At 63.7% G+C, this 26,095-nt stretch carries 26 protein-coding genes and 1 tRNA gene; 10 read left to right on the forward strand and 17 right to left on the reverse strand.

The genetic code is table 11. The annotated features are described in order from the left end of the window. Positions 1–7: 7 nt before the first annotated feature. Positions 8–1,600 (reverse strand): L,D-transpeptidase family protein, encoded by a 1,593-nt coding sequence (locus tag OCGS_RS11325; protein ID WP_007427380.1) that lies wholly within the window; start codon positions 1,598–1,600, stop codon positions 8–10. Positions 1,601–1,953: 353 nt separating this feature from the next. On the opposite strand from OCGS_RS11325, the gene mepK reads away from it, so the two are divergent. After that, positions 1,954–2,523: a peptidoglycan L,D-endopeptidase MepK gene (mepK, locus tag OCGS_RS11330; RefSeq protein ID WP_040610969.1), complete on the forward strand. Its 570-nt coding sequence runs from the start codon at positions 1,954–1,956 to the stop codon at positions 2,521–2,523. Positions 2,524–2,530: 7 nt separating this feature from the next. Here the strand turns inward: mepK and OCGS_RS11335 are convergent, their stop codons facing one another. Then, complete coding sequence (locus tag OCGS_RS11335) at positions 2,531–3,649, reverse strand: S1C family serine protease (RefSeq protein ID WP_007427382.1); 1,119 nt, start codon at positions 3,647–3,649, stop codon at positions 2,531–2,533. 36 nt (positions 3,650–3,685) lie between these two features. Beyond that, the gene (gene lipA, locus OCGS_RS11340) at positions 3,686–4,633 is read right to left on the reverse strand and encodes a lipoyl synthase (protein ID WP_007427383.1); all 948 of its coding nucleotides are present in this window, start codon (positions 4,631–4,633) and stop codon (positions 3,686–3,688) included. Positions 4,634–4,772: 139 nt separating this feature from the next. On the opposite strand from lipA, the gene OCGS_RS11345 reads away from it, so the two are divergent. Continuing rightward, positions 4,773–6,311, forward strand: coding sequence for a catalase (locus tag OCGS_RS11345; RefSeq protein ID WP_476638833.1), 1,539 nt, complete (start codon positions 4,773–4,775; stop codon positions 6,309–6,311). A gap of 63 nt (positions 6,312–6,374) precedes the next feature. Here the strand turns inward: OCGS_RS11345 and OCGS_RS11350 are convergent, their stop codons facing one another. Further along, complete coding sequence (locus OCGS_RS11350) at positions 6,375–7,376, reverse strand: DUF6456 domain-containing protein (RefSeq protein WP_007427385.1); 1,002 nt, start codon at positions 7,374–7,376, stop codon at positions 6,375–6,377. 232 nt (positions 7,377–7,608) lie between these two features. On the opposite strand from OCGS_RS11350, the gene OCGS_RS11355 reads away from it, so the two are divergent. The 8 genes from OCGS_RS11355 (at position 7,609) to OCGS_RS11390 (ending at position 15,254) form a co-directional block, all read left to right on the forward strand. Continuing rightward, positions 7,609–7,947 carry a DUF6477 family protein gene (locus OCGS_RS11355; protein ID WP_007427386.1) on the forward strand — a complete coding sequence of 113 codons (339 nt, stop codon included), beginning with the start codon at positions 7,609–7,611 and terminating at the stop codon, positions 7,945–7,947. A gap of 53 nt (positions 7,948–8,000) precedes the next feature. Further along, on the forward strand, positions 8,001–9,587 hold the full coding sequence (guaA, locus tag OCGS_RS11360; protein WP_007427387.1) for a glutamine-hydrolyzing GMP synthase: 1,587 nt from the start codon (positions 8,001–8,003) through the stop codon (positions 9,585–9,587). A gap of 154 nt (positions 9,588–9,741) precedes the next feature. Then, positions 9,742–10,929: an OmpP1/FadL family transporter gene (locus tag OCGS_RS11365; protein ID WP_007427388.1), complete on the forward strand. Its 1,188-nt coding sequence runs from the start codon at positions 9,742–9,744 to the stop codon at positions 10,927–10,929. A gap of 68 nt (positions 10,930–10,997) precedes the next feature. After that, complete coding sequence (locus OCGS_RS11370) at positions 10,998–11,852, forward strand: hypothetical protein (RefSeq protein WP_007427389.1); 855 nt, start codon at positions 10,998–11,000, stop codon at positions 11,850–11,852. 10 nt (positions 11,853–11,862) lie between these two features. Next, a complete protein-coding gene (metA, locus tag OCGS_RS11375) occupies positions 11,863–12,780 on the forward strand; it encodes a homoserine O-acetyltransferase MetA (protein WP_007427390.1) in 918 nt (305 codons plus the stop codon). Continuing rightward, positions 12,755–13,723, forward strand: a complete 969-nt coding sequence (locus tag OCGS_RS11380) for an alpha/beta fold hydrolase (protein ID WP_007427391.1) — start codon at positions 12,755–12,757, stop codon at positions 13,721–13,723. The genes metA and OCGS_RS11380 overlap by 26 nt, the downstream gene beginning before the upstream one ends. A gap of 42 nt (positions 13,724–13,765) precedes the next feature. After that, a complete protein-coding gene (gene ppk2, locus OCGS_RS11385; RefSeq protein WP_007427392.1) occupies positions 13,766–14,647 on the forward strand; it encodes a polyphosphate kinase 2 in 882 nt (293 codons plus the stop codon). Next, on the forward strand, positions 14,640–15,254 hold the full coding sequence (locus OCGS_RS11390; protein WP_007427393.1) for a TetR/AcrR family transcriptional regulator: 615 nt from the start codon (positions 14,640–14,642) through the stop codon (positions 15,252–15,254). Before ppk2 ends, OCGS_RS11390 begins: the two co-directional genes overlap by 8 nt. A 17-nt stretch (positions 15,255–15,271) precedes the next feature. Here OCGS_RS11390 and OCGS_RS11395 read toward each other — a convergent pair whose 3' ends face one another. From OCGS_RS11395 to iscR, 13 genes are all read right to left on the reverse strand, one after another. Then, entirely contained in the window at positions 15,272–16,369 is a 1,098-nt protein-coding gene (locus tag OCGS_RS11395; protein WP_007427394.1) for an ABC transporter ATP-binding protein, read from the reverse strand. After that, a complete protein-coding gene (locus tag OCGS_RS11400) occupies positions 16,366–17,163 on the reverse strand; it encodes an ABC transporter permease (RefSeq protein ID WP_007427395.1) in 798 nt (265 codons plus the stop codon). Before OCGS_RS11400 ends, OCGS_RS11395 begins: the two co-directional genes overlap by 4 nt. Continuing rightward, the gene (locus tag OCGS_RS11405) at positions 17,160–18,032 is read right to left on the reverse strand and encodes an ABC transporter permease (RefSeq protein ID WP_007427396.1); all 873 of its coding nucleotides are present in this window, start codon (positions 18,030–18,032) and stop codon (positions 17,160–17,162) included. The genes OCGS_RS11400 and OCGS_RS11405 overlap by 4 nt, the downstream gene beginning before the upstream one ends. Positions 18,033–18,121: 89 nt before the next feature. Next, positions 18,122–18,198, reverse strand: a tRNA-Arg gene (locus OCGS_RS11410). Between the two features lie 60 nt (positions 18,199–18,258). Next, positions 18,259–19,479 (reverse strand): cysteine desulfurase, encoded by a 1,221-nt coding sequence (locus OCGS_RS11415; RefSeq protein ID WP_007427397.1) that lies wholly within the window; start codon positions 19,477–19,479, stop codon positions 18,259–18,261. Positions 19,480–19,488: 9 nt separating this feature from the next. Continuing rightward, positions 19,489–20,079 carry a YIP1 family protein gene (locus OCGS_RS11420; RefSeq protein WP_007427398.1) on the reverse strand — a complete coding sequence of 197 codons (591 nt, stop codon included), beginning with the start codon at positions 20,077–20,079 and terminating at the stop codon, positions 19,489–19,491. Next, positions 20,076–20,567 carry a YIP1 family protein gene (locus OCGS_RS11425; RefSeq protein WP_007427399.1) on the reverse strand — a complete coding sequence of 164 codons (492 nt, stop codon included), beginning with the start codon at positions 20,565–20,567 and terminating at the stop codon, positions 20,076–20,078. Before OCGS_RS11425 ends, OCGS_RS11420 begins: the two co-directional genes overlap by 4 nt. Before the next feature lie 4 nt (positions 20,568–20,571). Beyond that, positions 20,572–21,873, reverse strand: a complete 1,302-nt coding sequence (locus OCGS_RS11430) for a SufB/SufD family protein (RefSeq protein WP_007427400.1) — start codon at positions 21,871–21,873, stop codon at positions 20,572–20,574. Further along, complete coding sequence (gene sufC, locus OCGS_RS11435; protein WP_007427401.1) at positions 21,873–22,628, reverse strand: Fe-S cluster assembly ATPase SufC; 756 nt, start codon at positions 22,626–22,628, stop codon at positions 21,873–21,875. Before sufC ends, OCGS_RS11430 begins: the two co-directional genes overlap by 1 nt. 46 nt (positions 22,629–22,674) lie before the next feature. After that, on the reverse strand, positions 22,675–22,899 hold the full coding sequence (locus OCGS_RS11440) for a hypothetical protein (protein ID WP_007427402.1): 225 nt from the start codon (positions 22,897–22,899) through the stop codon (positions 22,675–22,677). Then, complete coding sequence (sufB, locus tag OCGS_RS11445) at positions 22,899–24,437, reverse strand: Fe-S cluster assembly protein SufB (RefSeq protein ID WP_007427403.1); 1,539 nt, start codon at positions 24,435–24,437, stop codon at positions 22,899–22,901. The genes OCGS_RS11440 and sufB overlap by 1 nt, the downstream gene beginning before the upstream one ends. Next, positions 24,434–25,501: a cysteine desulfurase family protein gene (locus OCGS_RS11450; RefSeq protein WP_007427404.1), complete on the reverse strand. Its 1,068-nt coding sequence runs from the start codon at positions 25,499–25,501 to the stop codon at positions 24,434–24,436. Before OCGS_RS11450 ends, sufB begins: the two co-directional genes overlap by 4 nt. Beyond that, a complete protein-coding gene (gene iscR, locus OCGS_RS11455; RefSeq protein WP_040610970.1) occupies positions 25,498–25,959 on the reverse strand; it encodes a Fe-S cluster assembly transcriptional regulator IscR in 462 nt (153 codons plus the stop codon). The genes OCGS_RS11450 and iscR overlap by 4 nt, the downstream gene beginning before the upstream one ends. Between the last annotated feature and the right edge of the window lie 136 nt (positions 25,960–26,095).

The following is a 26,095-nucleotide window of genomic DNA, read 5'->3' on the forward strand; positions in this document are numbered from 1 at the left end:
ACCCAGACTAGCTGCGCGGCAATGGCAGCGCCACCCCGGCCCGGATCAACGCCTCGAGGATTGCCGCGTCGCGCCCATAGACGTCGTCGCGATACTGCATGCCGCCGTTGGGTTTGGCGATGGCCGTGCGGTAGATCAGATGGACGGGAACCGGACGTTCGAGGTCGATCCGGGTCTCGCGCCCCGTGCGCAGATGGGACTGAAACAGCGCCTCGGGCTGGTCCGACTGCATGCTCAGCAGTTCGTAGGCGAAATCGAAAGGATCGTTCAACCGGACGCATCCGTGCGAGAAGGCCCGCACGTCCCGGTCGAACAGGCTTTTCGACGGCGTATCATGTAGATAGATGTTATATTTGTTCGGAAACATGAACTTCACGCGGCCAAGCGCATTGCCGTCGCCCGGCGGCTGCCGCATGGAATAGGGAAACGAGCTGGCCGTATAGCGCGAAAAGCCCCCGGCACGCGGGACCGGTCGGCCAGAGCGGTCGGTGATCTGCATGTGCGACAGCGCAAAGGGGTTGCCGCGCAGCACGGGCAGGTATTCGCCCACGACGATGGATCGCGGGACATACCAGCTGGGATTGACCACCATATGATCCATCTCGTCCGAGAATTCGGGTGTTTCCCGCCCGCCGCTGCGCGCGCCGATAACCGATCGGGTCACGAACACCACCTCGTCCGCCTCGATGATGGCGGCCTGGAAATCCGTCAGGTTCACGCGGATATGACGGCTTCCAAGGTCGCGCGGCATCCAGCGCTCACGCTCCATTGCGACGATGACGGATTGCAGCCGGGTCAGCGGATCGACGTTCAGTCCGGCAAGCGTCGCCCCCCCGACAACGCCGTCTGGCGGCACGCCAATATCCGTCTGAAACGCGCGAACGGCGTCGGTCATGGATTCGTCGAAGCGGGAAGCGGCGGATCGGGGCAGATAACCGAGGGTGGTCAGGCGGTCGCGCAGGGCGGTGACATCGGCGCCGCTTTGTCCGGGTGCGAGGGTTCGTTCCGGCAACGGTGAACCCCAATCGCCTGCGGCGATAACGGCTTCCAGCGCGGCCTTTTCGCGAAACAGCCGTATGTATTCGGACGATCGCGGCAGCAGGTCACGGAACAGACGGTCCGCCGGCTTGGTCCGCAAAGCCTCCATCAGATCGGCGACCGTGCGGCGGGGTGGTTCGCGCTTGATCGCCGGAACCACATCGTTCGGGACAAGCACGCCGGACTGGATGTTACGGGCATAGGCGAGAAATGCCTTGGACAGCGCGATCTCGGCCTTGCCACGGTCGTCTTCCGTAACGGTCGTTGCCAGCAGCGCTTGCAGTTTTTCGCCCCCGTATCTGCCGGCGGGCAATCCATGCCGGTGCGCCCCGTCCAGCGCCCGCAGCAACGCCGCGCGGCGCGCGAGGGCCGCTGGTTCCGAACCGACCCAAAGTGGCCGATACGCGCCGTCGCGATAATAGGCGGCCAGATCCGAATCGTCGGCCGACGCTTCGGCGACGGCCAATCCGAACGCCGTCACGCCTGCCGAAACGTGCGATGCCGATAGTAGCGTCGCAGCAACAGCCAGCGCGGCCACGGATCCCCGGATCGTTTTTCTCATCGACGCAAACTCCGATCGCCGCGCCGGTGATGGTGTTCCGGCGCTCCTCATGAACGGTTTGAACGATAGACCGTAAGCGCCGGGTAAGCGCCGCCGAAAAAGAACGCCGCGCGGACAGCAGGCGGAAAGATGCGGCAGGGATGCCGCACCTCGCTCGCCTCAGAGGCGAATCACGCCGCTATCGGCGTTAAGCAATTTTTTGCCGACAAGATCTACAATCGTGACTGCGAAGGATCAGAAAGCTTGGTCGGCTCACGACGCCGTGTCATAGAAAGCGGGCAGTTGAGGCAAGCTGGCAGCAAGCCGCGACACAAGCGGCAAACGGTAAGCAACGAGCGGGACACGGTAGCAACATGACAGTGACCACAACCTCGGGTCTGACCCGACGCGCCCTTCTGGGTGCCTTTGCCGCGACGGCCTGCGCCGCCGCACCGACCTATTCGCAGGCCTTCGGGATCCTGCGCGGTGCCGGCGACGTTCGCCGGATCAAGATGTATTCGGGTCGAACCGGCGAAAGCCTCGACACGATCTACTGGATCGAGGGCGATTATATCCCCGAAGCGTTGCAGGAAGTGACGTTGTTCATGCGGGACTGGCGCAACAACAAGATGATGAATATCGACGCGCGCACCGTGGACATCATGGCCGCGGCGCACAATCTGCTCGACACGTCCGAACCCTACATGCTGCTGTCGGGATACCGGTCGCCCGAGACCAACGCGATGCTGCGCGCCAGGTCCAGCGGTGTGGCGCGCAATTCGCTGCACCTGAAGGGCCAGGCCGCCGATCTGCGGCTGCGGTCGCGTTCCGTCGGGCAGATGTTCAAGGCCGCGTCGGCCTGCAAAGCGGGCGGCGTCGGGCGTTATTCGTCATCGGATTTCGTGCATATGGACTGCGGCAGTGTCCGCCAATGGGGCAGCTGACACGCCCTCAGGCTTCGCTTTGCAAAACGATGTCCACCTGCTGACGACGCCCGTCGCGCAACAGGTGGACTGTGACGGATTGACCGGCCCGATAGCGGTCGAGCGTCGCCGAAAGCTCCGATCCGGTAGAAATATCGTGATCGTCGATGCCGACGATAATGTCCCCTGGCACCAGATTGCCGTTTCGCATCAGGCGCGCGGCGACGATACCGGCCTCGGCCGCCGGCGATCCTTCTTCGACAGCCAGAACCACCGCACCCCTGCGACCGGTCCGAGCCAGTAACGCATCGGCCCTCGGATCGGTGACGATACCCATGCCCGGCGGGCTGTAACGCCCGCGCGCGATCAATTGAGGCACGACCCGGTTGACGGTATCCACCGGCACCGCGAACCCGATCCCGGCGGATGCGCCCGAGGGACTATAGATGGCCGTGTTGACGCCGATCAGCCTGCCGGCGGAATCCAGCAGCGGACCGCCCGAATTGCCGGGGTTGATGGCGGCATCGGTCTGCACCAGTCCCCGGATGACGATGCTGCCCTCGCCCGGAAGTTCGCGTTCCAAGGCTGAAATGATCCCGGTCGTCAGCGTGAAGTCGAGCCCGAAGGGATTGCCGATGGCAAAAACGGTCTGACCGACGCGCAGGTCGGCACTGGTGCCCAACGCAACCGGTAACAACGGCACACCGCGTGTATCGATCCGCAGCACAGCCAGATCGTGCGTCCGGTCGATACCGACAAGCCGCGCAGGATAGGCGCCGCCATCGGCAAGACGCACCGTGGCACGGTTCGCGTTGGCGATGACATGCGCGTTGGTGACTATATGGCCGCGGTCGTCCCAGACAAAACCCGACCCTGTCCCGCGCGGCGTCTCGTAAGTGCGGCGGCGCCAGAAGTCGTGCGCCGCCGTCGTGGTGGCGATGAATACGACCGATCCGCGCGCACTTTCGAAAAGGGCGATTGTGGCGGCTTCGTTCTCGGCCAGGTCGCCACGGGCGAGGATGGGGGCCGGGGCGGCATTGCTGTCGAAAACAACTCTCTCGATCACCGGCGCGAACCACCAGCCGATGGCGGCGCCGAACCCAGCGAATGCCGCACAGATTACTAGGAATACCGCTTTAGCCTGCATCGCTGTCCTACGCGCGAAGGGTCGGCGCGGGTCCGATCAGCCGATGGCGGCGATCCGTGCCGCGCGCAACCGTTCGAAGTCGGCACCCGCGTGATAACTGGACCGGGTAAGCGGCGATGCCGACACCATCAGGAAACCCTTTCCCCAGGCAGCCTTTTCATAGGCGGCAAATTCCTCGGGGGTTACAAAGCGTGCAACGGCATGATGCTTTGGCGTCGGCTGCAGATACTGTCCAACGGTCAGGAAATCGACATCGGCAGCACGCATGTCGTCCATCACCTGCCGCACTGCCTGCGCATCCTCGCCAAGACCGACCATGATCCCCGATTTGGTGAACATCGACGGATCCAGTTCCTTCACCCGCTGCAACAGGCGCAGGGAATGAAAATACCGCGCGCCGGGGCGGACGGTCGGATAAAGGCCCGGAACGGTTTCGAGATTGTGATTGAAGACATCCGGCCGGGCGGCGACCACCGTTTCCAGCGCACTGTCGGCGCAGCGCAGGAAATCGGGCGTCAGAACCTCGATCGTGGTGCCGGGCGACTTGCGACGGGTCGCGCGGATTGTCTGGGCGATATGCTCCGCCCCGCCATCCTCGACATCGTCGCGGTCCACGGACGTGATGACGACGTGCTTGAGCCCCAGCTTCATCACGGCATCGGCCACGCGCCCCGGTTCGAACACATCGAGCGCGTCGGGACGTCCCGTCGCCACATTGCAGAACGTGCAGCCGCGCGTGCAGATCTCGCCCATGATCATCATGGTGGCGTGCCCCTGGCTCCAGCATTCGCCCACATTGGGACAGCCGGCTTCCTCGCACACCGTCACCAGGCGGTTTTCGCGCATGATCTCGCGCGTGGCGCGATAGCCGTCGCCGGTGGGGGCCTTGACGCGGATCCAGTCGGGCTTTTTCAGGCGCGGGGTTTCCGCGCGGCGCGCCTTTTCGGGATGACGCTGATCGGGGATCTTCAGGTCGCGGGGCATCGTTCGGTATCCTTTCGGGGATACCCGATGTGATAAACTCGCGCGGTCTCCTTGTCCAATGCCCCGACGGCAAGACGGGCATGTCGCCGGCGCGGCAAATCGGCCCTCGCCCTTCCCTTCTAGAGCCCAAAAGATTAGAATACTTCCAAATTCCGCAAAGCTAAGGAGGCATCGTTATGTCCGACAAACCCCGCCTGACGACGACCGGGGGCGCCCCGTCCCATCCAACGACACCAGCCAGACCGCCGGCCGCCGCGGCCCTGTTCTGTTGCAGGATTACCAACTGATCGAGAAGCTGGCCCATCAGAACCGCGAACGCATCCCCGAGCGGGCGGTTCACGCCAAGGGCTGGGGCGCGCAGGGCAAGTTCACTGTCACCCATGACATCACGAAGTATACCTGTGCCAAGGTCTTCCGCCCCGGAACCACGACCGAGGTGCTGGCGCGCTGGTCCACCGTCGCCGGCGAGATGGGCGCCGCCGATACCGAACGCGACGTGCGCGGTTTCAGCCTCAAGTTTTATACGCCCGACGGAAACTGGGATCTGGTGGGCAACAACACGCCGATCTTCTTCGTGCGCGACGCCTACAAGTTTCCCGACTTCATCCGCACGCAGAAACGGCATCCGAAGACCAACATGCGCTCGCCCGAGGCGATGTTCGATTTCTGGGCTGCGCAACCCGAATCGGTGCACCAGGTCACGATCCTGATGTCCGACCGCGGGATTCCCGTGAATCCGATGCACATGAACGGTTACGGCAGCCATACATTCAGCTTCTGGAACGAGGCGGGCGAGCGTTTCTGGGTCAAGTTCCACTTCAAGACCCAGCAAGGCCACAAGTATTATACCAACAAGGAAGCCGAGGAAGTCATCGGCAGGACGCGCGAGGCGACGCAGGAAGACCTCTATAACGCGATCGACACGGGCAACTTCCCGAAATGGACGATGTTCGTCCAGATCATGCCCGAGGCCGACGCCGACAAGCAGGACTTCAATCCCTTCGATCTGACGAAGGTCTGGCCCCACGGCGCCTTCCCCTTGATCGAGGTCGGCGAGCTGGAGATGAACCGCAACCCCGACAACTATTTCCAGATGGTCGAGAACGCGGCCTATTCGCCCAGCAACGTGGTGCCGGGCATCGGCTACAGCCCCGACAAGATGCTTCAGGCGCGCGTTTTCAGCTATGCCGACGCGCATCGCTATCGGCTTGGCACGCATTACGAAATGCTGCCGGCGAACGCGCCCAAGGCCGCCAATGTGAACCACTATCACAAGGACGGTCCTATGCGGTTCTTCACCAATGATTTCGGCAATCCCGACGCCTATTACGAGCCGAATCAGTATGGCGGACCGGTTGCCGATCCGTCGGTCAAGGAACCGCCGCTGCGTATCGACGGCGATGCGGACCGCTATCATCAGGACCACGTCGATGCGGATTACGTCCAGCCGCGCGCGCTTTACACCGAGGTGATGGATCAGGCCGAACGGGATCGGCTGCACTCCAACATGGCGGCCGCGATGGCGCCTTGTTCGGATGCGGTCAAGGAACGGTGGTATGCCGTCCTGGGCCGGGTGCACCCCGATTACGAGGCCGGCGTCAGGGCGGCGGCGAAATCTCCGAAGGAAGAGAATGCGTTGCCGGTCGATTCCGATACGCCGGTCGAAGCGGCGGAATAGGTTCCGACGATACGACAAAGGGGCGCCTTCGGGCGCCCCTGCCATGCCGAAAGCCCTCCCGAGCTAGCCGATCAGCGGCGCGTACTTTCCTTGCGCGTCATAGTGCTCCTTCAATCCCTCCAGACCGATGCGCAGGATGACCTTTGCCGACCGCGCGGTGAAGTTCAGCTCGCGCTCGATCTCCTGCAATCCTTCCAGTTGGCAGCATGCCCGAAGGACGACGTTGCGCAGGCTCGGTCCCAGCGCGTCCAGGGCTGCGGCCACGCGCGCCCGCGCCCCGGCGGGTCCGGTATCGGAAGGGTCGGCATCCGTGCCGTCCAGCGGATCATGGCCGCTGTCGAGCCGCGCCAGTTCGTAATCCTCACGCAGACGTTCGCCCGCGCGCACCAGATCGCGGCTTAGAAACGGGCTGCCATCCCTGGCGCGGCGGCGGGAAAGGACGGTCAGCGGACTTTCGGCTTGAACCGGACGCCGCGCTCTTCCCCGTTCGGCGATTTCGTCGCGCCCATTGCCCAGAAGCTCTTTCAGCGCCACCCGACCGGCAGGGCGGATGCGATAGCGCATGATCCGTCCCGCACCGCCGCCGCCGATCCAGTTGTTCAGCGCCATTGCCTCGGCGATACGGCGGTCCACCGTCCCGGTCCGCAGGGTCTCGCCGTCTTCCATTTCGCGGACGACAACGGCCGTCTCCATCCCGTCCGCCAGCGCCAGGCAGGCGCCCGGTTCCACCAGTCTGGCCAGGATGCGCCGTGCTTCGGCGGCAATCTCGCCATCGTCGGGAATGAAGCGGTCGCGGGGGGCTTGTCTGGTCACGTGGGGGACTCCGTTCGTCGTTTGAAAGGGAATTTGGCCGTCGGGCCGCTGCATCAGACGGTTCAGCGCGGCGTCGATCAGCGGGTCGTCGCGCCGGGTTTCGCAGCGCCGGATCCGGCGCAGCACGGTGGACGCATGACAGCCCGACCGCCGCGCGACCGCCCGGATAGGTTCTCCATCGACGACATGGGCCAGATACGCGTCCACGGCTTCCGGCACCCAGCCGGGCAAGTCGTTTCGCATCGCTTTCATTGCTGTCCGTCCTCGATCGAAGCACCGTGATGGCCGCCGGGTGCGCGCGTCTTAAGCGGGATCCTGACGCTCGCGGCGGCAGGCCCGGACCGCGCGTCAACCTTTGGCCGACCTGTGGCACATTGCTAAGATTTGGTTAACGAACCCCAAGGGATCCGTTCGCGCACTGCATGAGAAACGCAACGCAACCCTGGGTTGTGCAAAAGGTCAGGCATCTTCTGGAGGATTGCCTGTGCAACTGACCCTGACCGCCGCCCCTCGGCTCAACCGTCCTGCCCTTCTGGTCCGGGCCGCCCGAATTGCGATGAAGCATCATGACCGCGACAAAGCGCTGCACCGCCTGCTTGGAGCGGCGCGTCCGCCCGCCCCCGCCGAAAGCCAGCGCCGGCTGGCCGAAATCGAGTCGGACCTGAATGACCTGCGCCGCGCGGGGGATGCCGCCTATGATGTCGTCCGCCATGTCGGCGTTCTGACGGCTTTGATGGGCGAGGTGCGGCTGCTGCACATGCAGGAGGTGGAGGGCGGTGCCGCACGCCCGGCACGACCCGCGCTGACGCTCGTCTCGGGCTGACGGCGGCAACGGCCGGCCTTGCGCGTCTACCGGGCCTGCCCTACGACGCGCGCATGACCGATACCGCCATCGCCCCGGCCTATCAGGCCGCGCATCAGAAACTGCTGATCGTCGATTTCGGGTCGCAGGTGACGCAGCTTATCGCGCGCCGCCTGCGCGAATTGAACGTCTACTGCGAGATACATCCATTTCACGTTGTAACTGACGAATTTCTAAGGGATTTCGACCCTCTGGCGGTCATCCTGTCAGGGGGCCCCGCATCCGTCCCCGATGCGGACAGCCCGCGTCCTCCGCCCGCGGTTTTCAACCTTGGCGTTCCGGTCCTCGGTATCTGCTACGGCCAGCAGGTAATGATGGAAATGCTGGGCGGCACGGTCGAACGGGGCGCCGGCACGGCCGAATTCGGGCGCGCGTTCGTCAGCCGCACCGATCTGCAAAGCGATCTCCTGAAGGGTTGGTTCGCCGCGGACAGGGAACAGGTCTGGATGAGCCACGGCGACCGTGTTGCGCGGCTTGCACCGGGATTCGCGGTCGCGGCAACGTCGCCCGGCGCCCCTTTCGCCGCCGTGGCCGACCCTGCGCGCCGCTTTTACGCCGTGCAGTTCCACCCCGAGGTTCACCACACCCCGTCTGGCCGCACCCTGCTGGAAAACTTCGTAAGGATTGCAGGCTTCGACGGAGACTGGACCATGGGCGCCTATCGCGATCAGGCGATTGCCGCCATCCGGCAGCAGGTCGGCGATGGCCGGGTCATTTGCGCGCTCTCGGGCGGGGTGGATTCGTCGGTTGCCGCGGTGCTGATCCATGAAGCCATCGGCGACCGGCTGACCTGCGTCTATGTCGATCACGGGCTGATGCGGAAAGGCGAATCGGAACAGGTCACGGGCATGTTCCGCGACCATTACAACCTTCCGCTGATCCACTTGGACGAATCGGACCTGTTTTTGTCCGCCCTGGACGGCGTCAGCGACCCCGAGGAAAAGCGCAAGATCATCGGCCGGCTTTTCATCGAGGTCTTTCAGAAACAGGCCGATGCGCTGGGGGGTGCCGAGTTTCTGGCGCAGGGAACGCTTTACCCCGATGTGATCGAAAGCGTCAGCTTCTCGGGCGGACCGTCGGTGACGATCAAGAGCCATCACAATGTGGGCGGCCTGCCCGAAAAGATGGGGATGAAACTGGTCGAACCTCTGCGGGAGCTGTTCAAGGACGAGGTTCGAGAATTGGGCCGCGAACTGGGCCTGCCCGATCACTTCATCGGGCGTCATCCCTTTCCCGGCCCCGGCCTCGCCATCCGCTGTCCCGGCGCGATTACCCGCGAAAAGCTGGCGATCCTGCGCGAAGCCGATGCCATCTTTATCGACCAGATCCGCCGACACGGTCTTTACGACGACATCTGGCAGGCTTTTGTCGCGCTGCTGCCCGTTCGCACGGTCGGGGTGATGGGCGACGGGCGTACCTATGACTATGCTTGTGCGCTGCGGGCGGTAACGTCGGTGGATGGAATGACGGCCGATTATTATCCCTTCTCGCACGACTTCCTGGGCGAAACGGCCACGCGAATCATCAACGAGGTGCGCGGTATCAATCGTGTGACCTACGACATCACAAGCAAGCCGCCCGGCACGATCGAATGGGAGTGATCGGCAGCAGCACCTCGACCCAGGCTTGACCATCGAAATACTGTGACCCGAAAGCGTCGGTGCGCCGCGGTTCCATATCGTGACGCAAGGTTATTCACCCTTCGTTCAGAGTTTGGCTGCCCAATGGCGTCAAACGACATTCACGGGGGGACACATGAAAACTTTTCTGGGATCGGCTGCCGCAATCGCTCTTTGCCCGCTGATGGCGCATGCCATCGGCCTTGATCGGTCGGCGCAGAACATCGACATCCTGTTCGAGGATGGGAATTACGCTCAGCTCAGCTTCGGGCGTTTCTTCCCCGATGTTAGCGGCACCGACCTGCCGCAACCTTTGGGGCCGGTGACGTCGCCGGGCGGGGCCCGGTCCGGCAACGTCGCCGACGACTTCAACAATGTGGCGCTGGGCCTGAAGTATGACTTCAACGATCGCCTCTCGATGGCCGTGATCCTCGACCAGCCCTATGGCGTCGATGTTCATTACGACGAAGGCAAGTCCGTGCGCTTCGGCGGGACCGAGGTCGCGGTGGACAGCCGCGCGATCACGGCCCTGCTGCGATACAAGTTCGACGACAACTGGAGCGTTCACGGTGGTTTGCGCTACCAAGAGATCGAGGCCGATGTTCGCTTGCGCGGTCTGGCCTACGGCCTGCCCTTCGCGGGCGCGCCGACCACGCTGAACGGGTATCGCGGCGAATTCGGCAGCGACGGCGATCTGGGCTACGTCATCGGCGCGGCATACGAGATGCCCGAGATCGCCCTGCGGGTCGCGTTGACCTACAACAGCAAAACCACGCACGATCTGCGCACGTCCGAATCGGTAAACGGCATAGACATCGCCACGCTCACCGGCGGGGCATTCGGCGACAGCGTGACCGAAGTCGAAGCGCCCGAAGCCGTCAATCTGGATTTCCAGACAGGCATCGCGCCCGACACCCTGCTTTTCGGATCGCTTCGTTACGCCTGGTATGACGACACCAAGGTTTCGCCCGATTTCTTCGCGCAGGCGACGGACGGCGACAGCTTGACCAGCATCGAAAACAATTGGGGCGGCACCATCGGGATCGGTCGCCGCCTGAGTGAAAAGCTCAGCGGATCGGTTGCCTTCGGCTACGATGCGCGCGAATCGAACGATCTGGTCTCGCCCCTCGCCCCGACGAATGGCAGCCGGTCGCTGGCTCTCGGTCTTAGCTACGACGTAAGCGAGGCGATCAACCTCGCCGGTGGCGTGCGCTATATCTGGATCAACGATGCGCGCCCCGAAACCGGCGACGACGTGGCCCGTGCCCGGTTCGAGGATAACGACGCCACCGCCGTCGGATTCTCGATCGGCTATCGGTTTTAAAAGCGGCGGGGCGGACCGAGACGGGCCGCCCCTTCCCCCCCTTGCGGCAGCGCGCTAAGACCCGCGCCATGATCTATCCGACTTCAGACGACTGGCGCCGTGCGTCCCGTAAGCGCGTGATGCTGTTCGGGATGTCCGGGCTGGGCAAGACCTATCTTGCCAACCTTCTTCGCAACACCGGCAGATGGTTTCACTATAGCGTCGATTATCGCATCGGCACTCGATACATGGGCGAATACATCGCCGACAACTTCAAGCGCGAGGCGATGAAGGTTCCGCTTCTGCGGGAGCTGCTGATGAGCGACAGCATCTTCGTCGGCTCCAACATCCGGTTCGACAATCTTGCGCCGCTATCGACCTATCTGGGCAAGCCGGGCGACCCGGCCCGCGGCGGTTTGTCCCTCGCCGAATATTGCGCCCGTCAGGACCAGCATCGGCAGGCCGAGGTTCAGGCGCTGTACGATGTCGGTCGCTTCATCGACCGGGCGCAGGACATCTATGACTACGATAACTTCGTCTGCGACACCGGCGGGTCGATCTGCGAGGTTGTGGACGCCGACGATCCCGACGATCCGCTGCTTGACTACCTGTCCGGCTTGCTTCTGCCGGTCTGGATCGCGGGCAGCGACGACCACACGGCATCGCTGATCCGCCGGTTCGACCGCGCGCCGAAACCGATGTATTACCAGCCCCGGTTTCTGGCCGATGCCTGGGCCGACTACACCGCCGATCGGGCCGAAGGCTGCGTCGATCCCGATGCGTTCATCCGCTGGACCTATGCCCGCGCGCTGGCCCATCGACAGCCGCGCTATGCCGCCATGGCGCGACGTGGCGTGACGATCTGCGCGCAGGACGTGGCCGATGTGACGGATGCCGTGCAATTCGAGGATCTGATCGAGCGCGCCATAGACGACCGAACCTGAAAGCGCCGCCATGCCCATCAAACTGCCCGAAGATCTGCCTGCCTTCAGCGTGCTTCAACGCGAGGGCGTCATGGTGATGTCCGAGGATCAGGCCGCGCGTCAGGACATCCGGCCGCTTCGCATCGGCCTGCTGAACCTGATGCCGAAGAAGATCCAGACGGAAAACCAGTTTGCCCGTCTGATCGGTGCCACACCGCTGCAAATCGACCTGAACCTGATCCGCATGAGCGAACATCAGACCCGCAATACCGCCGCCGAACACATGGAGGCGTTCTATCGGCCGTTCAGCGACATACGCGATGAACGGTTCGACGGGCTGATCGTGACCGGAGCGCCGATCGAGCATCTCGATTTCGAGGACGTGACCTATTGGGCCGAACTGCGCGACGTCATGGACTGGACGCAGACGCATGTGCATTCGACCATGGGCGTCTGCTGGGGCGGCATGGCGATGATGGCGCATTTCCACGATGTGCCGAAACACCTGTTGCCGGCCAAGCTTTTCGGTTGCTACCGGCACCGCAACCTCGACACTACGTCACCCCTCCTGCGGGGTTTCTCGGACGAATGCGTGATTCCCGTCAGCCGCTGGACCGAGATCCGCCAGCCCGACATCGACCGCGCGCAGGGTCTGCGGACGCTGCTGTCCAGCGATCTGGCCGGCCCCGCGCTGGTCGAGGATCCGGGACACCGGGCCGTCTATGTGCTCAATCATTTCGAATACGACGACGACACGCTCAAGCAGGAATACGACCGCGATGTCGCCGCCGGCGTCGCGATCAACGTGCCCGGCAACTATTATCCCGATGACGATCCCGCGAAGAAGCCGCTGAACCGCTGGCGCAGTCATGCCCATCTTCTATACGGCAACTGGATCAACCAGATTTACCAGACAACGCCCTATGATACCGATCAGATTGGCCGCTAGCCTGGCCGCCGCGGCGGTGGCGCTTCAAGGTTGCGCGGCTCTCGACAGGCGCATCGCGGCGCGCAAACATGCGGCCGAAGCGGTCTATCCGCCCGAAGGCCGGTTCGTCACGGTATCGGGGCGACGCGTTCACTACGTCCAGCGCGGACACGGACCCGACCTCGTGCTGATCCACGGTGCCAGCGGCAGCACACGGGATTGGACCTTTTCCTTCGTGGACCGTGTGACCGACCGCTATCGCGTCACTGTATTCGACCGCCCCGGCCTCGGCTATACCGATCGTATCGCCACGAACGGCGCGTCCAGCCCACAGGCGCAGGCCGCCCTTCTTGCCGCGGCCGCGGACCGGATCGGGGTCGAGCATCCCATCGTCCTGGGGCATTCCTATGGCGGCGCCGTTGCGATGGCATGGGGCGTGCATCACGATGCGGCCGCGCTGGTGATCCTGTCGGGCGCAACGGAACCCTGGCCGGGCGAAAGCCTGGGTCCGGTCTACGACCTTGTCGGATCGCGGCTGGGCAATGCAACGCTTGTCCCGCTGATTACCGCCTGGACGACACCGGGCCTTGTCCGTTGGGTGATCGACAGCATCTTCACGCCGAATGCGGTGCCGGAGGGCTATGCTGAACAGGTCGGCGCCCCGCTGACCCTTCGCCGTCAAAGTTTCATCGCCAATGCCCGTCAGGTGAACACCCTGCGGCCGCATCTGGTCGAATTATCGCGGCATTACGGCGAAATCGAGATTCCGGTCGAAATCGTGCATGGCATGGAAGACGAGATCGTGCCGGGGCAGGTCCATGCCGCGCCGATGGCGCGCCAGATACCGGACGCGCATCTCACCTGGCTTGAAGGCGTGGGGCACATGCCGCACCACGCCGCCCCGCTAGCGGTCGAACAGGCCATCGACCGCGCCGCGCGCCGCAGCGGATTGCGCTTGCCCTGACGGGGGCCTAGCCTTCGCGATCAACTGCACAGGAAGCCGGACATGCCGCTGCCATTTGACGGTGCCATCACGCGTTTCGCTGACCAGAAGGCGCCGCATTTTGTCCGCGACCGACTGCGCCAGACGTCGCATTCCGGCATCGCGTCTGCCTCATATCCCTATGACAGCCGCCTGAAGAAAACCGTCTACGCGGTCGAGATGCACGCCCTGCAACTGCAACTGGCCCGTCTTCAGGCCGACGTGCGATCCACCGGCAAGCGCGTCGTCGTCGTCTTCGAAGGCCGGGATGCGGCCGGGAAGGGCGGCACCATCAAGCGCTTGCGCGAGAACCTCAATCCGCGCGTCTGCCGTGTCGTCGCTTTGGGCACGCCCGGCGAACGGGAGCGCGGGGAATGGTATTTTCAACGCTACATCCGTCATCTGCCGACCCAGGGCGAAATCGTGCTTTACGACCGGTCCTGGTACAATCGCGGGGTGGTCGAGCGCGTATTCGGGTTCAGCACCGACGACGACCGCGCGCGTTTTTTCCGTCAGGTTCCCCAGTTCGAGGCCATGCTGGTCGATGACGGCATCCGTCTGATAAAGCTGTGGCTGAATGTCGGGCGCGCCGAGCAGTGTCGCCGCTTCCTCAAGCGGGAACGCGACCCTCTGAAGCAATGGAAGCTGAGCCGCATCGACGTCGAAGGGCTGGCGCTGTGGGATGCATACAGCGCGGCAATCGAAGAGACCTTCGCGCGCACCCACACGCAGGCGGCACCCTGGACCGTCATTCGCGCCGACGACAAGCGGCGCGCGCGCCTGGAGGCCATACGGGCCGTCCTGCTGCCGCTCGACTATGCCGGGAAGGATCTTGCGGCCATCGGCGCGCCGGACCCGGCCATCGTCGGCGCGCCGGACATCCTGCATCGGGACACCGATGTCTAAGCAAGGCTATCACCACGGCAATCTGCGGCAGGCCCTGGTCGATGCGGTGCTTTTGCTGATCGAGGAAAAGGGCCCCAACGGCTTTACCCTGTCCGAAGCTGCGAAGAAGGCGGGGGTGACGCCTGCCGCCGTCTATCGCCATTTCAAGGGACGCGAGGATCTGATCGCCGAAGCGGCGCGTCAGGGATACGAGATCTTCGCCGATCTGATGGAGTTCGCCTATCGCTCGGGTCAGCCGTCCGCCCTTGCCTCGTTCGAGGCGACGGGACGTGCCTATCTGGCATTCGCCCGGCGATATCCGGGGCATTACGTGGCGATGTTCGAATCGGGTATCGGCCTGAACCGGACGCCCGAGCTGTTCGCCATCGCCAATCGGGCCAACGGCGTCCTCGAACGGGCTGCCGAAGACCTTTCACAGCGTATCCCCAAGGACAAACGCCCCCCGGCGCAGATGTTCAGCGCGCATGTCTGGGCGCTAAGTCACGGGGTGGTCGAGCTTTTCGCCCGCGGGTCGCCCGGCACGACATCGCCGTTCCCGCCCGAAGACCTGCTGGAAAGCGGCATCGGCATCTATCTGCGAGGCCTGGGCTTGGTGCCGCCCGACTGATTGCCGGACCGCTTTCGTCAGGATCGGGGCGGAAACACCATCAGCGACGACGCGTCCCAGGAAACCTTCACGCGGTCGCCCAACTCGGCGGCCACGCCGCCTGGCAGGTTCTTCATCGACACCACGACCGGCTGCGCGGCCCCGTCGAGAACGATGTCGTAATACGACATGTCGCCGTAATATTCGACCTCGGTGACGACGCCCTCGCTCAGCCGCTGGCCTGGCCGTGGCGCGTCTTCAACAAGCGACAGCATCTCGGGGCGAATGCCGATATCGGCCTGGCCGTCATGCAGCCCACCCGGCGCCTGTCCAGGTTCGACCCCTGCGCGACCCAACCCCGCCACGTCCACCTCGGCCCCCGAAACCTGCGCTGGCAGGAACGACATGAAGCCGATGAATTGCGCGACCTGCCGGCTGGCCGGTCGCAGATACAACTCGCGCGGGGGGGCCATCTGGGCGATTCGTCCGTCGAACATCACCGCGACGCGGTCAGACATGATCAGCGCTTCCTCCTGATCGTGCGTCACGAGGATGAAGGTGATGCCGACCTGGCGTTGAAGGCGCCGCAATTCCGCCTGCATCGTTTCACGCAGCTTCTTGTCGAGCGCGGACATCGGCTCGTCCAGCAGCAGCACGCGCGGTTTGAGAATCAGCGCGCGCGCCAGCGCCACCCGTTGCCGCTGGCCGCCCGACAGCGCGGTTGCGCTGCGCCGCCCGTATCCGGCCAGCCCGACCATTTCCAGCGCCTCGGCCACCGCGCGGGCCTTGTCCTGCGCATTGCGCGGGTCGCGGCGCAGACCGAAGCCGACATTGTCAGCGACGTTGAGGTGCGGAAAGATCGCGTAGGACTGAAAGACCATGTTGGTGGGACGATGGTTCGCCGGAACGCCCGCCATGTCGCGTCCGTCGAGGATCAGCCGGCCGGCAGAGGGCGTCTCGAATCCGGCGATGGTCCGCAACAGCGTGGTCTTCCCGCAGCCCGAGGGGCCGAGAAGCGAAAAGAATTCGCCTTCCCCGATCTCCAGGTCGATCCCCCGCAGGATGAGATCGTCGTCGAACCGCTTGTCGATGCCCTGCATCTGGACGATGGGCCGCCTTTGTGCCGTCTCTTTCATCCCAGAAACCCTCCATCCATGCGGCCCGTTCGCGCGACGCCACGCCGTCTTGCCCATTCGGCCAGGCACAGCAGCAGAACCGACGACAGCACAAGGATCGTCCCCAACGCCATGACCACGGGCAACTTGGCCGGAAAGCGCAACTGCCCCCAAAGATAGACCGGCAAGGTCGGGTTCGTGCCGGTCAGGAAGAAGGCAATGATGAACTCGTCGAGGCTGATCGTGAACGCGATCAGCAACGATGCGACGATGCCCGGCGCGATCAGGGGCAGCGTCACGCGCCGGAAACTCGACGCACGGGTTTCCCCCAGATCGACCGCCGCCTCCTCGAGCGACCGGTCCAGTGCAGAAAAGGAACCGTTCAGAATGGCAATCGAGAACGGCATGCAGATCAGGGTATGCCCCAGAATGACCGTGAAGGCGGTCAATTGCAGGCCCAACGCCAGCACCACCACCAGAAGCGACACGGCGATGATGATTTCCGGCAGCACCAGCGGCAGCATCACGAAGCCCAGCACGGCCCGCTTTCCAGAAAAATCGTATCGCGCCGAGGCCCGCGCGGCACAGATGCCGAGGATCGTGGACAGGAGCGCGGCGGAGACGGCGATGATGGCAGATGTTCTGACCGACTGGACCAGTGCGGGTGTCTGCGGAAGCTCGGCGAACCACCGGGTCGTGAAACCCTGCAAGGGGAAGGCGATCACCGTGCCGTCGTTGAACGCGAAAAGCGGCAGCAGCACGATCGGCGCATAGAGAAAGACCATATAGGCCAGCACATAGACACGCAGAATCATCGCGGCGCCCTCAACCAGCGCGAGAGGGCAAGCGTGAAGATTGCCGCGACGAAGCCGACCGACGCCATCGCCACGACCGACAGCGCCGCCCCCATCGGCGCATTGTTCAGCCGAAGAAACTGCGTCTGGATCATGTTGGCGATCATCAGTCCATCGGGACCGCCCACCAATCGCGGGGTGACATAGTCGCCTATCGTCGGGATAAAGACGATCAGCACGGCCGCCACGATGCCGGGCACCGACAGTGGAAGCGTCACCCGCAGAAATGTCGTGACCCGCGTCTCGCCCAGGTCGCGCCCCGCTTCGAGAAGCGAGCGGTCGATCCGTTCCAGCACGACATAGATCGGAAGGATCGCGAATGGCGCGAAGGAATGCGCCAATGTGATAACGACAGCCGTGGGATTATACAGCACCCAACCCAGGGGCTCGTCAATCACGCCCAGCCCCAGCAGCGCCGAGTTCAAGACGCCGTTGAACCCCAGGATCACCTTCCACAGAAAAACCCGGATCAGATAGCTGGTCCAGAACGGAATGGTAATCAGGAACAGCCACAGGGATTTGCGTTCCTGCGGCACGTGAAAGCTGACGAAATAGGCCACCGGATAAGCCAGAAGGACCGTGGCCAGCGTGACACCTGCCGCGATGAGAATCGACCGCACCAGAAGCTGCCGGTAAAGCGGATCGGTGGCGATCTCGGCGTAATTCGCCAAGGTCAGATTGCGGTCGAGGGTCAAGAAATCCTGCGTCCAGAAGCTGAACAGCATGATCGTGCAGATGGGAATCGCCAGCAGCGACAGCGCAAAGACGAAAGGCGGCGCAGCCAGCGACCAGCCCCGAATACGTTCTGTCCGGTCGGCGCCTGCGCCCATGCCACCTCGTCCCTGCCCCTTGCCCGTGACTTTCGGCCATCCATGCGACGACCTTGAGGCGGCGCAGGGCAGACCGGGTTGTCCGGGAATGGCGGACCCAAGAGGATTCGAACCTCTGGCCTCTGCCTTCGGAGGGCAGCGCTCTATCCAGCTGAGCTATGGGTCCACTCGCGCGGTCAATACTGGCATGACGCCTGCCGTGCAACGCCGAATATCGGCGAGTCCGTCAGGAGAAAAGTTCACGGCAAAGTTCCAATCCATCGACCAGCGCGTCGATCTCCTCGGTCGTGTTGTAAAGACCGAAGGACGCGCGGCAGGTCGCGGCAACGCCCAGATGCTCCATCAACGGACCGGCGCAATGATGGCCTGCCCTGACTGCGATGCCGCGCTTGTCCAGCACGGTAGAAATGTCGTGGGCATGCGCCTGCCCGTCGATCAGAAAGCTGAAGATAGCGGCCTTGTCGCGCGTCGTGCCCTGCAACAGCAGCCAGTTCAACCGCGACAGACGCTCGACCGCATAGTCGCGCAGATGATCTTCATGCGCGGCAATCGCCTCCATTCCAAGGCCCTGCATGTAATCCAGCGCCGCACCCAGTCCGATCTGCTGAACGATGCCGGGCGTGCCCGCCTCGAACATCATGGGCGGATCGTTGTAGGTCACGTTGTCTTTCGTCACCTCGCGGATCATGTCGCCGCCGCCCATGAAGGGGCGCATTTCGGCCATGCGATCGCGGTGGATGAAGATCGCGCCGGAACCGCTTGGACCGTAAAGCTTGTGTCCGGTGATGGTGTAGAAATCGCAACCGATCTCGCCGACATCGACGGGCATGTGGACGGCCGCCTGCGACCCGTCCACAAGCACCGGCACCCCCTTCTCATGCGCGGCACGGGTGATGGCCGTTACATCAACTTTGGTTCCCAAAACGTTGGAAAGATGGGTGATCGCGACCAGCCTGGTCTTGGGACCGATGGCGTCGATCACCGCCTGCGGATCGAGGGCGCCCGCACTGTCCACATCCACCCACCGAAGGACGATGCCCTGCCTTTCGCGCAGGAAATGCCACGGGACGATGTTGGCGTGATGTTCCATCACGCTGAGGACGATTTCGTCGCCCGCCTGCATCCGGGGCATGGCCCAGCCATAGGCGACGGTGTTGATCCCCTCGGTCGTGCCCGAGTTCATCACGATCTCGTCTTCGGACGCCCCAAGGAACGACGCGATCTTGCCGCGGACCGCCTCATAACGCTCGGTCGAAACGGTCGAAAGATGGTGTAACCCGCGATGGACGTTCGCGTAATCCTCGGCATAGGCGCGCTGCACCGCGTCGAGGACGACCTGCGGCTTCTGCGCCGATGCGCCGTTGTCTAGATAGACCAGCGGCCTGCCGTTCACCTGCCGCGACAGGATCGGAAAGTCGCGGCGCACCGCATCGATATCGAAGGCCATCGAATGTTCCTAACGCGACACGGTGACGCCGAGCAGCGTCAGAAGAAAGGACAGCGCCAGCGCCACGCCGATCAGCACGAAAACGATCATGCCGAAAACCCGCCCCCGCGACGTGAACCCGTGAAGTTCCGCGATGAAGTTGGTGAGCAGGTAAAGAAACAGGACAAGCCCACCCATGACGATTAGACCGCCCAGCGGCGGGATCAGAATGATCACCAGCGACTGCACGACCTGAAGGCAGATCATCACGAATTGCAGCCAGACGACCGCCAGCAGGGCACCCGGCAGCGTTCCCGAACCGCCCATGGCGCGGCCGATACGGTCGATCGCAAGAACCGTCAGGGCAAGGACCGCAAATTGAATTGCCCCGAAAACAAAGGGCACCGGCACGACGATGGCATTATCGGGGGCGGGATCCGGCCGGACCAGCAGCGCCGTCGCCTCGGCCATCAGGACCGAGATCACGACGACCAGCAACAATGCCTGCCAAAGCACGCCGGCCGGCAGGTCCAGGCGGAGAAGACGACCGAATGCCTCGCGCGGTTGCCGGATCGAGGCAAGCGCCATCGGCAGAAGCAGGTTCAGCGACAAAAGGCTCATCTGCCCCTTTCGACCGACCAGAGGCCGGCAATCCAGATGATGGCAAACGCGACCAGAGCCGCGATCCCGACCATATCGACGGCAAGATGTGCGACCAGCATGCCCGACATCAAACCCCATAGCAGCCAGAGCGGTGACGCCGCCAGCAGCGCCCAGAACAGGGCCATGCGTGCCTGAAGCCACGTGGCGCGCCCCCCTGCCATACGGGCGACGAGATGGCTGATGGCAGCCAGTCCATAGAAGAAAAGCGGCGCGATGAACAGCCAGCCAAGCAGGGCACCGCCGACCAGCATATCGAGCGGCCTGCCGGTCTCGAACGCTTCGCGGCTCAGTCGCGGCCATTGCGCGACGAAGACGATGAAACAGGCCAGCATCAGCGTGACCAGCGCGCGCGCCTCGTCGCGGCCGTCGCGCGGGCCGTCAAGCCTGCGGCGAAGCACCCTGCCCGGATCGCGATAGCTGGCCAGAATATCCAGGGTCAGGGCCAACCCGTCACCCCGCGTGACGCGCCAGCCATCCGGCCAGTCGGTCTTGCAGCGCCTCGGCCATGACGGGATCGTCGACCTCTTCAAGCGCTTCGGCCAGGAATGCCAGAACCAGCAGATCGGTGGCATCGCGTTCGGGAATTCCGCGGGACCGCAGATAGTAAAGTGCCGTTTCGTCAATCGCGCCGGTGGTCGACCCGTGCGAACAGGCGACATCGTCGGCATAGATTTCCAGCTCGGGCTTGGCCAGGAACTGGCTGTCCTCGTCCAGAAGAAGCGACTGGCTGATCTGATAGCCGTCGGTTTTCTGCGCGCCGTCCTTCACCAGAATCTTGCCCTGAAAGACCCCTACCGCCCCGTTTTTCAGCACCTTCTTGAAGACCTGGCGGCTTTCGCAGCGCAGCGCGTCATGCGTGACGAACACCGTGTCGTCATGATGAAACCGGCCCGTCCGTCCATCGCCGATGGCAATTCCAGCGACATGCGCAACCGAATCGTCGCCCAGCATCTCGACCACATGCTCGTTCCGGGTCAGAACCCCATTGGCGGTCATGGTGAAGGACTTGTAGGTCGCGTCGCGACCGATCCGCGCGAAAACCGAAGTGACGGCTTGTCGCAGATGCGTCCGCCCCTGGTCGCGGACATGGTGGAAGGTCGCGTTGTCGGCAATGTCGCTTTCCATGACCGTATTCAACCGCGCGGCGGCCGGACCTGTCTCCAACAGCGTCAGGGATGCGCCTTCATCCACCCGGACGACATGATGCAGGATCGCGTCGGATCGGCTGTCGCGGTGGACGTACCGGATCGCCACAGGACGCGCGACAGGCTTCGTCGCCCGGATCAGCAAACCGTCCGTGGCAAAGGCCGTGTTCAAAGTCGCGAAAGGACGTGGGACCGGCACTTGACCAGCCGCTTCAAGGCGACCGAAGACTTTGCGCGCCCAGTGAATGTCGGTCTCTACTGCACTGGATAGAAAGGCAACTTGCAAACCTTCATGACGCAGATCGTCGCGGGCTTGGGGGTCGAGAACGCCATCCACGAACGTGATCTCGATCGGCTTCAACTCGTTGAAGAGCGGCGTTTCGTCATCGTTTTGAAACGGTTCGGCCTCGGCGACTTCCACGGCGTTGAAGGCCGCCGGATCGGTAAAGCGCCAGTATTCGTCGCGCCGCTGCGGCAAGCCCATCGCCCCCAGGCGGGTCAGCGCATCCTCGCGGGCGGGCAAAGTCCATCCGCCCGACACCGGCAGCCGCAGGTTCGTCAGGCGGGCCTCGGTCGCGTCCTGCCGGCGCTTCGGCAAGGCAGACATCACGCCACCTCCGACAGGATGTCGGCATAGCCGTTCTTCTCGACCTCCAGCGCCAGTTCGGGGCCGCCGGATTTCACGATGCGTCCATCCGCCATGATATGCACGAAATCGGGCGCGATATGGTCCAGAAGCCGCTGATAATGCGTGATGACGAGAAATCCCCGCCCTTCGCCCCGCAGCGCGTTGACGCCATCGGCGACAAGCCGCATCGCATCCACGTCCAGACCGCTATCCGTCTCGTCCAGAATGCACATGCGCGGCTCCAGCATCGCCATCTGCAGGATCTCGTTGCGCTTCTTCTCGCCACCCGAAAAACCGACATTGACCGGCCGCTTGAGCATATCAGCGTCGATGTTCAGCTCCGCCGCCTTCGCGCGGATGGTTTTCAAAAACTCGGTCGATGACATCTCCTCCTGCCCGCGGGCCTTGCGCTGTGCGTTCACCGCGGTGCGCAGGAACGTCATGTTGCCCACGCCCGGAATCTCGACGGGATACTGGAAGGCCAGGAACAGGCCGGCGGCTGCCCGTTCCTCGGGCTCCAGCGCCAGAAGGTCGGTGTCATCCAGCATAGCGGTCCCGTCCGTCACCTCATAGCCGTCCCGGCCGGACAGCACATAGCTGAGCGTGGACTTGCCCGATCCGTTCGGCCCCATGATCGCATGCACGGTGCCGGCTTCGACCGTAAGGTCGACGCCCTTGAGGATCTGCTTGTCCTCCTCCTCCAGCTTGACGTGCAGGTTCTCGATCTTCAGCATCTTCCGCTCCATTCCTGAAAGGTATCGGCACTTTGCCCGCCGATCCTCATCTTCTTTTCCGCCCGCGCCGCGGCTTCATCTGCCGGATGACGAAGGCCGACAACAGCCAAGCCGCAAGGGCCGCCCCGACGAGGGCGATGGCGAACCGTCCAGCCGAGCCTGCCCACCACGACGCGCTGACCATCAATGCCAGCACCGTCAGCACACCGATCATCAGGTTCAGCAGCCAGCGCCGGTCGTCGGGCACCCGGATACGGTCCAGCCCGCTCATCAGCCGACGGATCCTTCCAGGCTGATGGCGACCAGTTGCTGGGCTTCCATCGCGAATTCCATCGGCAGCGCTTGCAGCACCTCGCGGCAGAAACCGTTGACCACCAGCGCGACCGCTTCCTCTTCGTCCATGCCGCGGGACCGGCAATAGAAGATCTGGTCGTCGTCCACCTTCGACGTCGTCGCCTCGTGCTCGACCCGGCTGCTGTTGTTGCGCACCTCAATATAGGGGACCGTATGCGCACCACAGGTCGATCCGATCAGCAGGCTATCGCACTGAGTGTAATTGCGGCTATCCTTCGCCTTGGGATGCATCGACACCAGCCCGCGATAGGTGTTCTGCGCATGACCCGCACTGATCCCCTTGCTGACGATCCGCGACCGCGTGCGCTTGCCCAGATGAATCATCTTTGTGCCGGTATCGGCCTGCTGCCAGTTGTTGGTGATGGCAATGGAATAGAATTCACCCTGGCTGTCGTCGCCGCGCAGGATGCAGGACGGATACTTCCAGGTCAGCGCGCTGCCCGTCTCGACCTGCGTCCAAGAGACCTTGGACCGGTCCCCGCGGCAATCGGCCCGCTTGGTGACGAAGTTGTAGATTCCGCCCTTGCCGTTCTCGTCGCCCGGATACCAGTTCTGAACGGTCGAATACTTCACCTCGGCATCGTCCAGCGCCACAATCTCGACCACGGCGGCGTGCAGCTGGTTGGTGTCGCGCATCGGCGCGGTGCAGCCTTCCAGATAGCTGACATAGCTCTGCTCGTCGGCGATGATCAGCGTCCGTTCGAACTGGCCGGTATTCTCGGCGTTGATGCGGAAATACGTCGACAATTCCATCGGGCACCGCGTTCCCTTGGGAATGTAGACGAAGCTGCCGTCCGAAAAGACCGCGCTGTTCAGCGTCGCGAAGTAGTTGTCCGATACCGGCACGACCGACCCCAGGTATTTCCTGACCAGTTCGGGGTGTTCGCGGATCGCTTCGGAAATCGAGCAGAAGATCACGCCGGCTGCGGCCAGCTCCTTTTGGAATGTCGTGCCGACCGACACGCTGTCGAACACGGCATCCACCGCGACCTTGCGCCCCTGCGACGCGCCGTCGGCCGGCGATGCGGCAGCCCCTTCGACACCCGCAAGAACCATCTGTTCCTTCAGCGGAATACCCAGCTTCTTGTAGGTTTCCAGCAACTTGGGGTCTACATCGTCCAGCGATTTGGGCTTGACCGCCATGCTGGCGGGTTTGGCATAATAATACTGTTCCTGATAATCGACAGGCGCATATTTCAGCATCGACCAATCCGGCTCGTCCAGCTTCTGCCATCGGCGGAACGCTTCCAGCCGCCAATCGAGCATCCATTCCGGCTCGCCGTTCTTTTCGCTGATCAGCCGGACGATATCCTCGGTCAGGCCCTTCGGGGCGAAATCCATCTCGATTTCGGTGTTCCAGCCGTGCTTGTAGGCACCCGAAAGCTGGGCCACGGCATCGACGGTCTGCTGATCGACGCCTTCCTTGACTTCGGGGGCAAGCGTTGTCTGCGTCATGTCAAGCTCCTCTCGTGGACGGCTGGCGTCCGCTGCGTCTCAAGGCTGCGCCGCCAGGTATCGGCAAAGCGCAGGATATCGTCCTTCGTGGTCGCGGGCCCGATGGAAACCCTGACCGCCGACCGCGCCTGCGCATCGTCGAACCCCATCGCCGCCAGGCCCGAACTTCCCCGGACCTTGCCGCTGGAGCAGGCCGATCCGGCGGATACCGCGAACCCGGCAAGGTCCATGCGCATCACCTGCGTCTCGCCTTTCAGATCCGGCGTGACGATGCAGGTGGTGTTCGGCAGCCGCGCGACATCGTTCCCGACAAAAATAGTCTGTCGAGGGCCGGACGCCAATGCCTTCTCTAGAATATTTCTAAGTTCGGCGACGGCGTCCCACCGACCGGCCGCCAGGTCGCGGCTGGCGCAGTCTGCGGCCGCCCCGAACCCGGCAATGGCCGCGACGTTCTCGGTTCCCGCCCGCCGTCCGAGTTCCTGGCCCCCGCCCCGGATTCGCGCGGCGATCTCGGTTCCCCGCCGCAACAGCAGCGCGCCGATGCCCTTGGGGCCGCCGAACTTGTGCGCCGACAGGATCGCCATGTCGCAATTCATCCAGTCGAATGCGAACGGGATCTTTCCGAAGGCCTGGGTCGCATCCGTGACGGCCAGACCCGGCGGCAGTGTTTGCAGGATGCCGGTTTCGGAATTGGCGCCCTGCACTGCCGCGCCACCGGGGTCCGTAATCGCAATAGCGCCGTCGGCATCCACCCCCAGGCGTTTATCGCACCATGCAAGGATCGCCTGATGTTCGACGGGCGCGCAGGACAGCCCCCTGCCAGCGCAGGCCAGGGCCGCCGCTTCGGTCGCGCCGCTGGTGAAGACGATGTCGGCCCCCTGCGCACCGGTCGCTTCCGCGATCTGGGCACGGGCATGCTCCACGATCCTGCGCGCGGCCCGGCCCTCGGTATGGACCGAGGACGGATTGCCGGTGACATCCATCGCGTCCAGCATCGCGCGCCGCGCCTCGGGACGCAGGGGCGCCGATGCATTCCAGTCGAGATAGACGCGCGCCGCCTTCATCGCTCATCCACCACCTGAAGGATCGACGGGACCGCCGGGCACGGGGCCAGACCGTTGCCGACGACATCCGACAACCGGGTCTGGTGCAGAAAGACGTAGACATGCGCACTCAGCCCCTCCCACAACCGGTTGGCCATCGACTGCGCCCGCGTTCCCGACGCGCCGCCCGTCGTTCCCGCGCCCTGCTGCATGGCGCTGACCGTTTCGTCGACGGCGCTGAGGATTTCGGAGATGCGGATATCGGACGCCGGCCGTGCCAAGCGATAGCCGCCGCCGGGGCCGCGCACCGATTCGACCAGCCCTTCGCGGCGCAGCTTGACGAACAACTGTTCGAGATAGGGCAGGCTGATGTTCTGACGCTTGCTCAGTTCGGACAGCGACACCAGCGCTCCGCCCGGCTGTAACGCCAGATCGCCGAGCGCGACCATCGCATACCGTCCCTTCGTACTCAGTTTCATGCCGCCATTCCCCCGGAAGGCACAGTTGACGCAAGCCTGCCGCGCCTCTACCTGCGACAGGTCCGCGCTCTGCCGCGCCATAGTTTAGAACGCTTCTAAGGTATCCGAGCAAAACCGTCAACGACGGTCGCGCACG

Origin of the sequence: Oceaniovalibus guishaninsula JLT2003 (genome assembly GCF_000299575.1) — a bacterium.
Taxonomy (GTDB): domain Bacteria; phylum Pseudomonadota; class Alphaproteobacteria; order Rhodobacterales; family Rhodobacteraceae; genus Palleronia; species Palleronia guishaninsula.

Coding starts and splice junctions, on each gene's coding strand:
- OCGS_RS11325 (WP_007427380.1), bottom strand. CDS start 1,600: ATGAGAAAAACGATCCGGGGATCCGTGGCCGCGCTGGCTGTTGCTGCG.
- mepK (WP_040610969.1), top strand. CDS start 1,954: ATGACAGTGACCACAACCTCGGGTCTGACCCGACGCGCCCTTCTGGGT.
- OCGS_RS11335 (WP_007427382.1), bottom strand. CDS start 3,649: ATGCAGGCTAAAGCGGTATTCCTAGTAATCTGTGCGGCATTCGCTGGG.
- lipA (WP_007427383.1), bottom strand. CDS start 4,633: ATGCCCCGCGACCTGAAGATCCCCGATCAGCGTCATCCCGAAAAGGCG.
- OCGS_RS11350 (WP_007427385.1), bottom strand. CDS start 7,376: ATGAAAGCGATGCGAAACGACTTGCCCGGCTGGGTGCCGGAAGCCGTG.
- guaA (WP_007427387.1), top strand. CDS start 8,001: ATGACCGATACCGCCATCGCCCCGGCCTATCAGGCCGCGCATCAGAAA.
- OCGS_RS11365 (WP_007427388.1), top strand. CDS start 9,742: ATGAAAACTTTTCTGGGATCGGCTGCCGCAATCGCTCTTTGCCCGCTG.
- OCGS_RS11370 (WP_007427389.1), top strand. CDS start 10,998: ATGATCTATCCGACTTCAGACGACTGGCGCCGTGCGTCCCGTAAGCGC.
- metA (WP_007427390.1), top strand. CDS start 11,863: ATGCCCATCAAACTGCCCGAAGATCTGCCTGCCTTCAGCGTGCTTCAA.
- OCGS_RS11380 (WP_007427391.1), top strand. CDS start 12,755: ATGATACCGATCAGATTGGCCGCTAGCCTGGCCGCCGCGGCGGTGGCG.
- ppk2 (WP_007427392.1), top strand. CDS start 13,766: ATGCCGCTGCCATTTGACGGTGCCATCACGCGTTTCGCTGACCAGAAG.
- OCGS_RS11390 (WP_007427393.1), top strand. CDS start 14,640: ATGTCTAAGCAAGGCTATCACCACGGCAATCTGCGGCAGGCCCTGGTC.
- OCGS_RS11395 (WP_007427394.1), bottom strand. CDS start 16,369: ATGAAAGAGACGGCACAAAGGCGGCCCATCGTCCAGATGCAGGGCATC.
- OCGS_RS11400 (WP_007427395.1), bottom strand. CDS start 17,163: ATGATTCTGCGTGTCTATGTGCTGGCCTATATGGTCTTTCTCTATGCG.
- OCGS_RS11405 (WP_007427396.1), bottom strand. CDS start 18,032: ATGGGCGCAGGCGCCGACCGGACAGAACGTATTCGGGGCTGGTCGCTG.
- OCGS_RS11415 (WP_007427397.1), bottom strand. CDS start 19,479: ATGGCCTTCGATATCGATGCGGTGCGCCGCGACTTTCCGATCCTGTCG.
- OCGS_RS11420 (WP_007427398.1), bottom strand. CDS start 20,079: ATGAGCCTTTTGTCGCTGAACCTGCTTCTGCCGATGGCGCTTGCCTCG.
- OCGS_RS11430 (WP_007427400.1), bottom strand. CDS start 21,873: ATGTCTGCCTTGCCGAAGCGCCGGCAGGACGCGACCGAGGCCCGCCTG.
- sufC (WP_007427401.1), bottom strand. CDS start 22,628: ATGCTGAAGATCGAGAACCTGCACGTCAAGCTGGAGGAGGAGGACAAG.
- OCGS_RS11440 (WP_007427402.1), bottom strand. CDS start 22,899: ATGAGCGGGCTGGACCGTATCCGGGTGCCCGACGACCGGCGCTGGCTG.
- sufB (WP_007427403.1), bottom strand. CDS start 24,437: ATGACGCAGACAACGCTTGCCCCCGAAGTCAAGGAAGGCGTCGATCAG.
- OCGS_RS11450 (WP_007427404.1), bottom strand. CDS start 25,501: ATGAAGGCGGCGCGCGTCTATCTCGACTGGAATGCATCGGCGCCCCTG.
- iscR (WP_040610970.1), bottom strand. CDS start 25,959: ATGAAACTGAGTACGAAGGGACGGTATGCGATGGTCGCGCTCGGCGAT.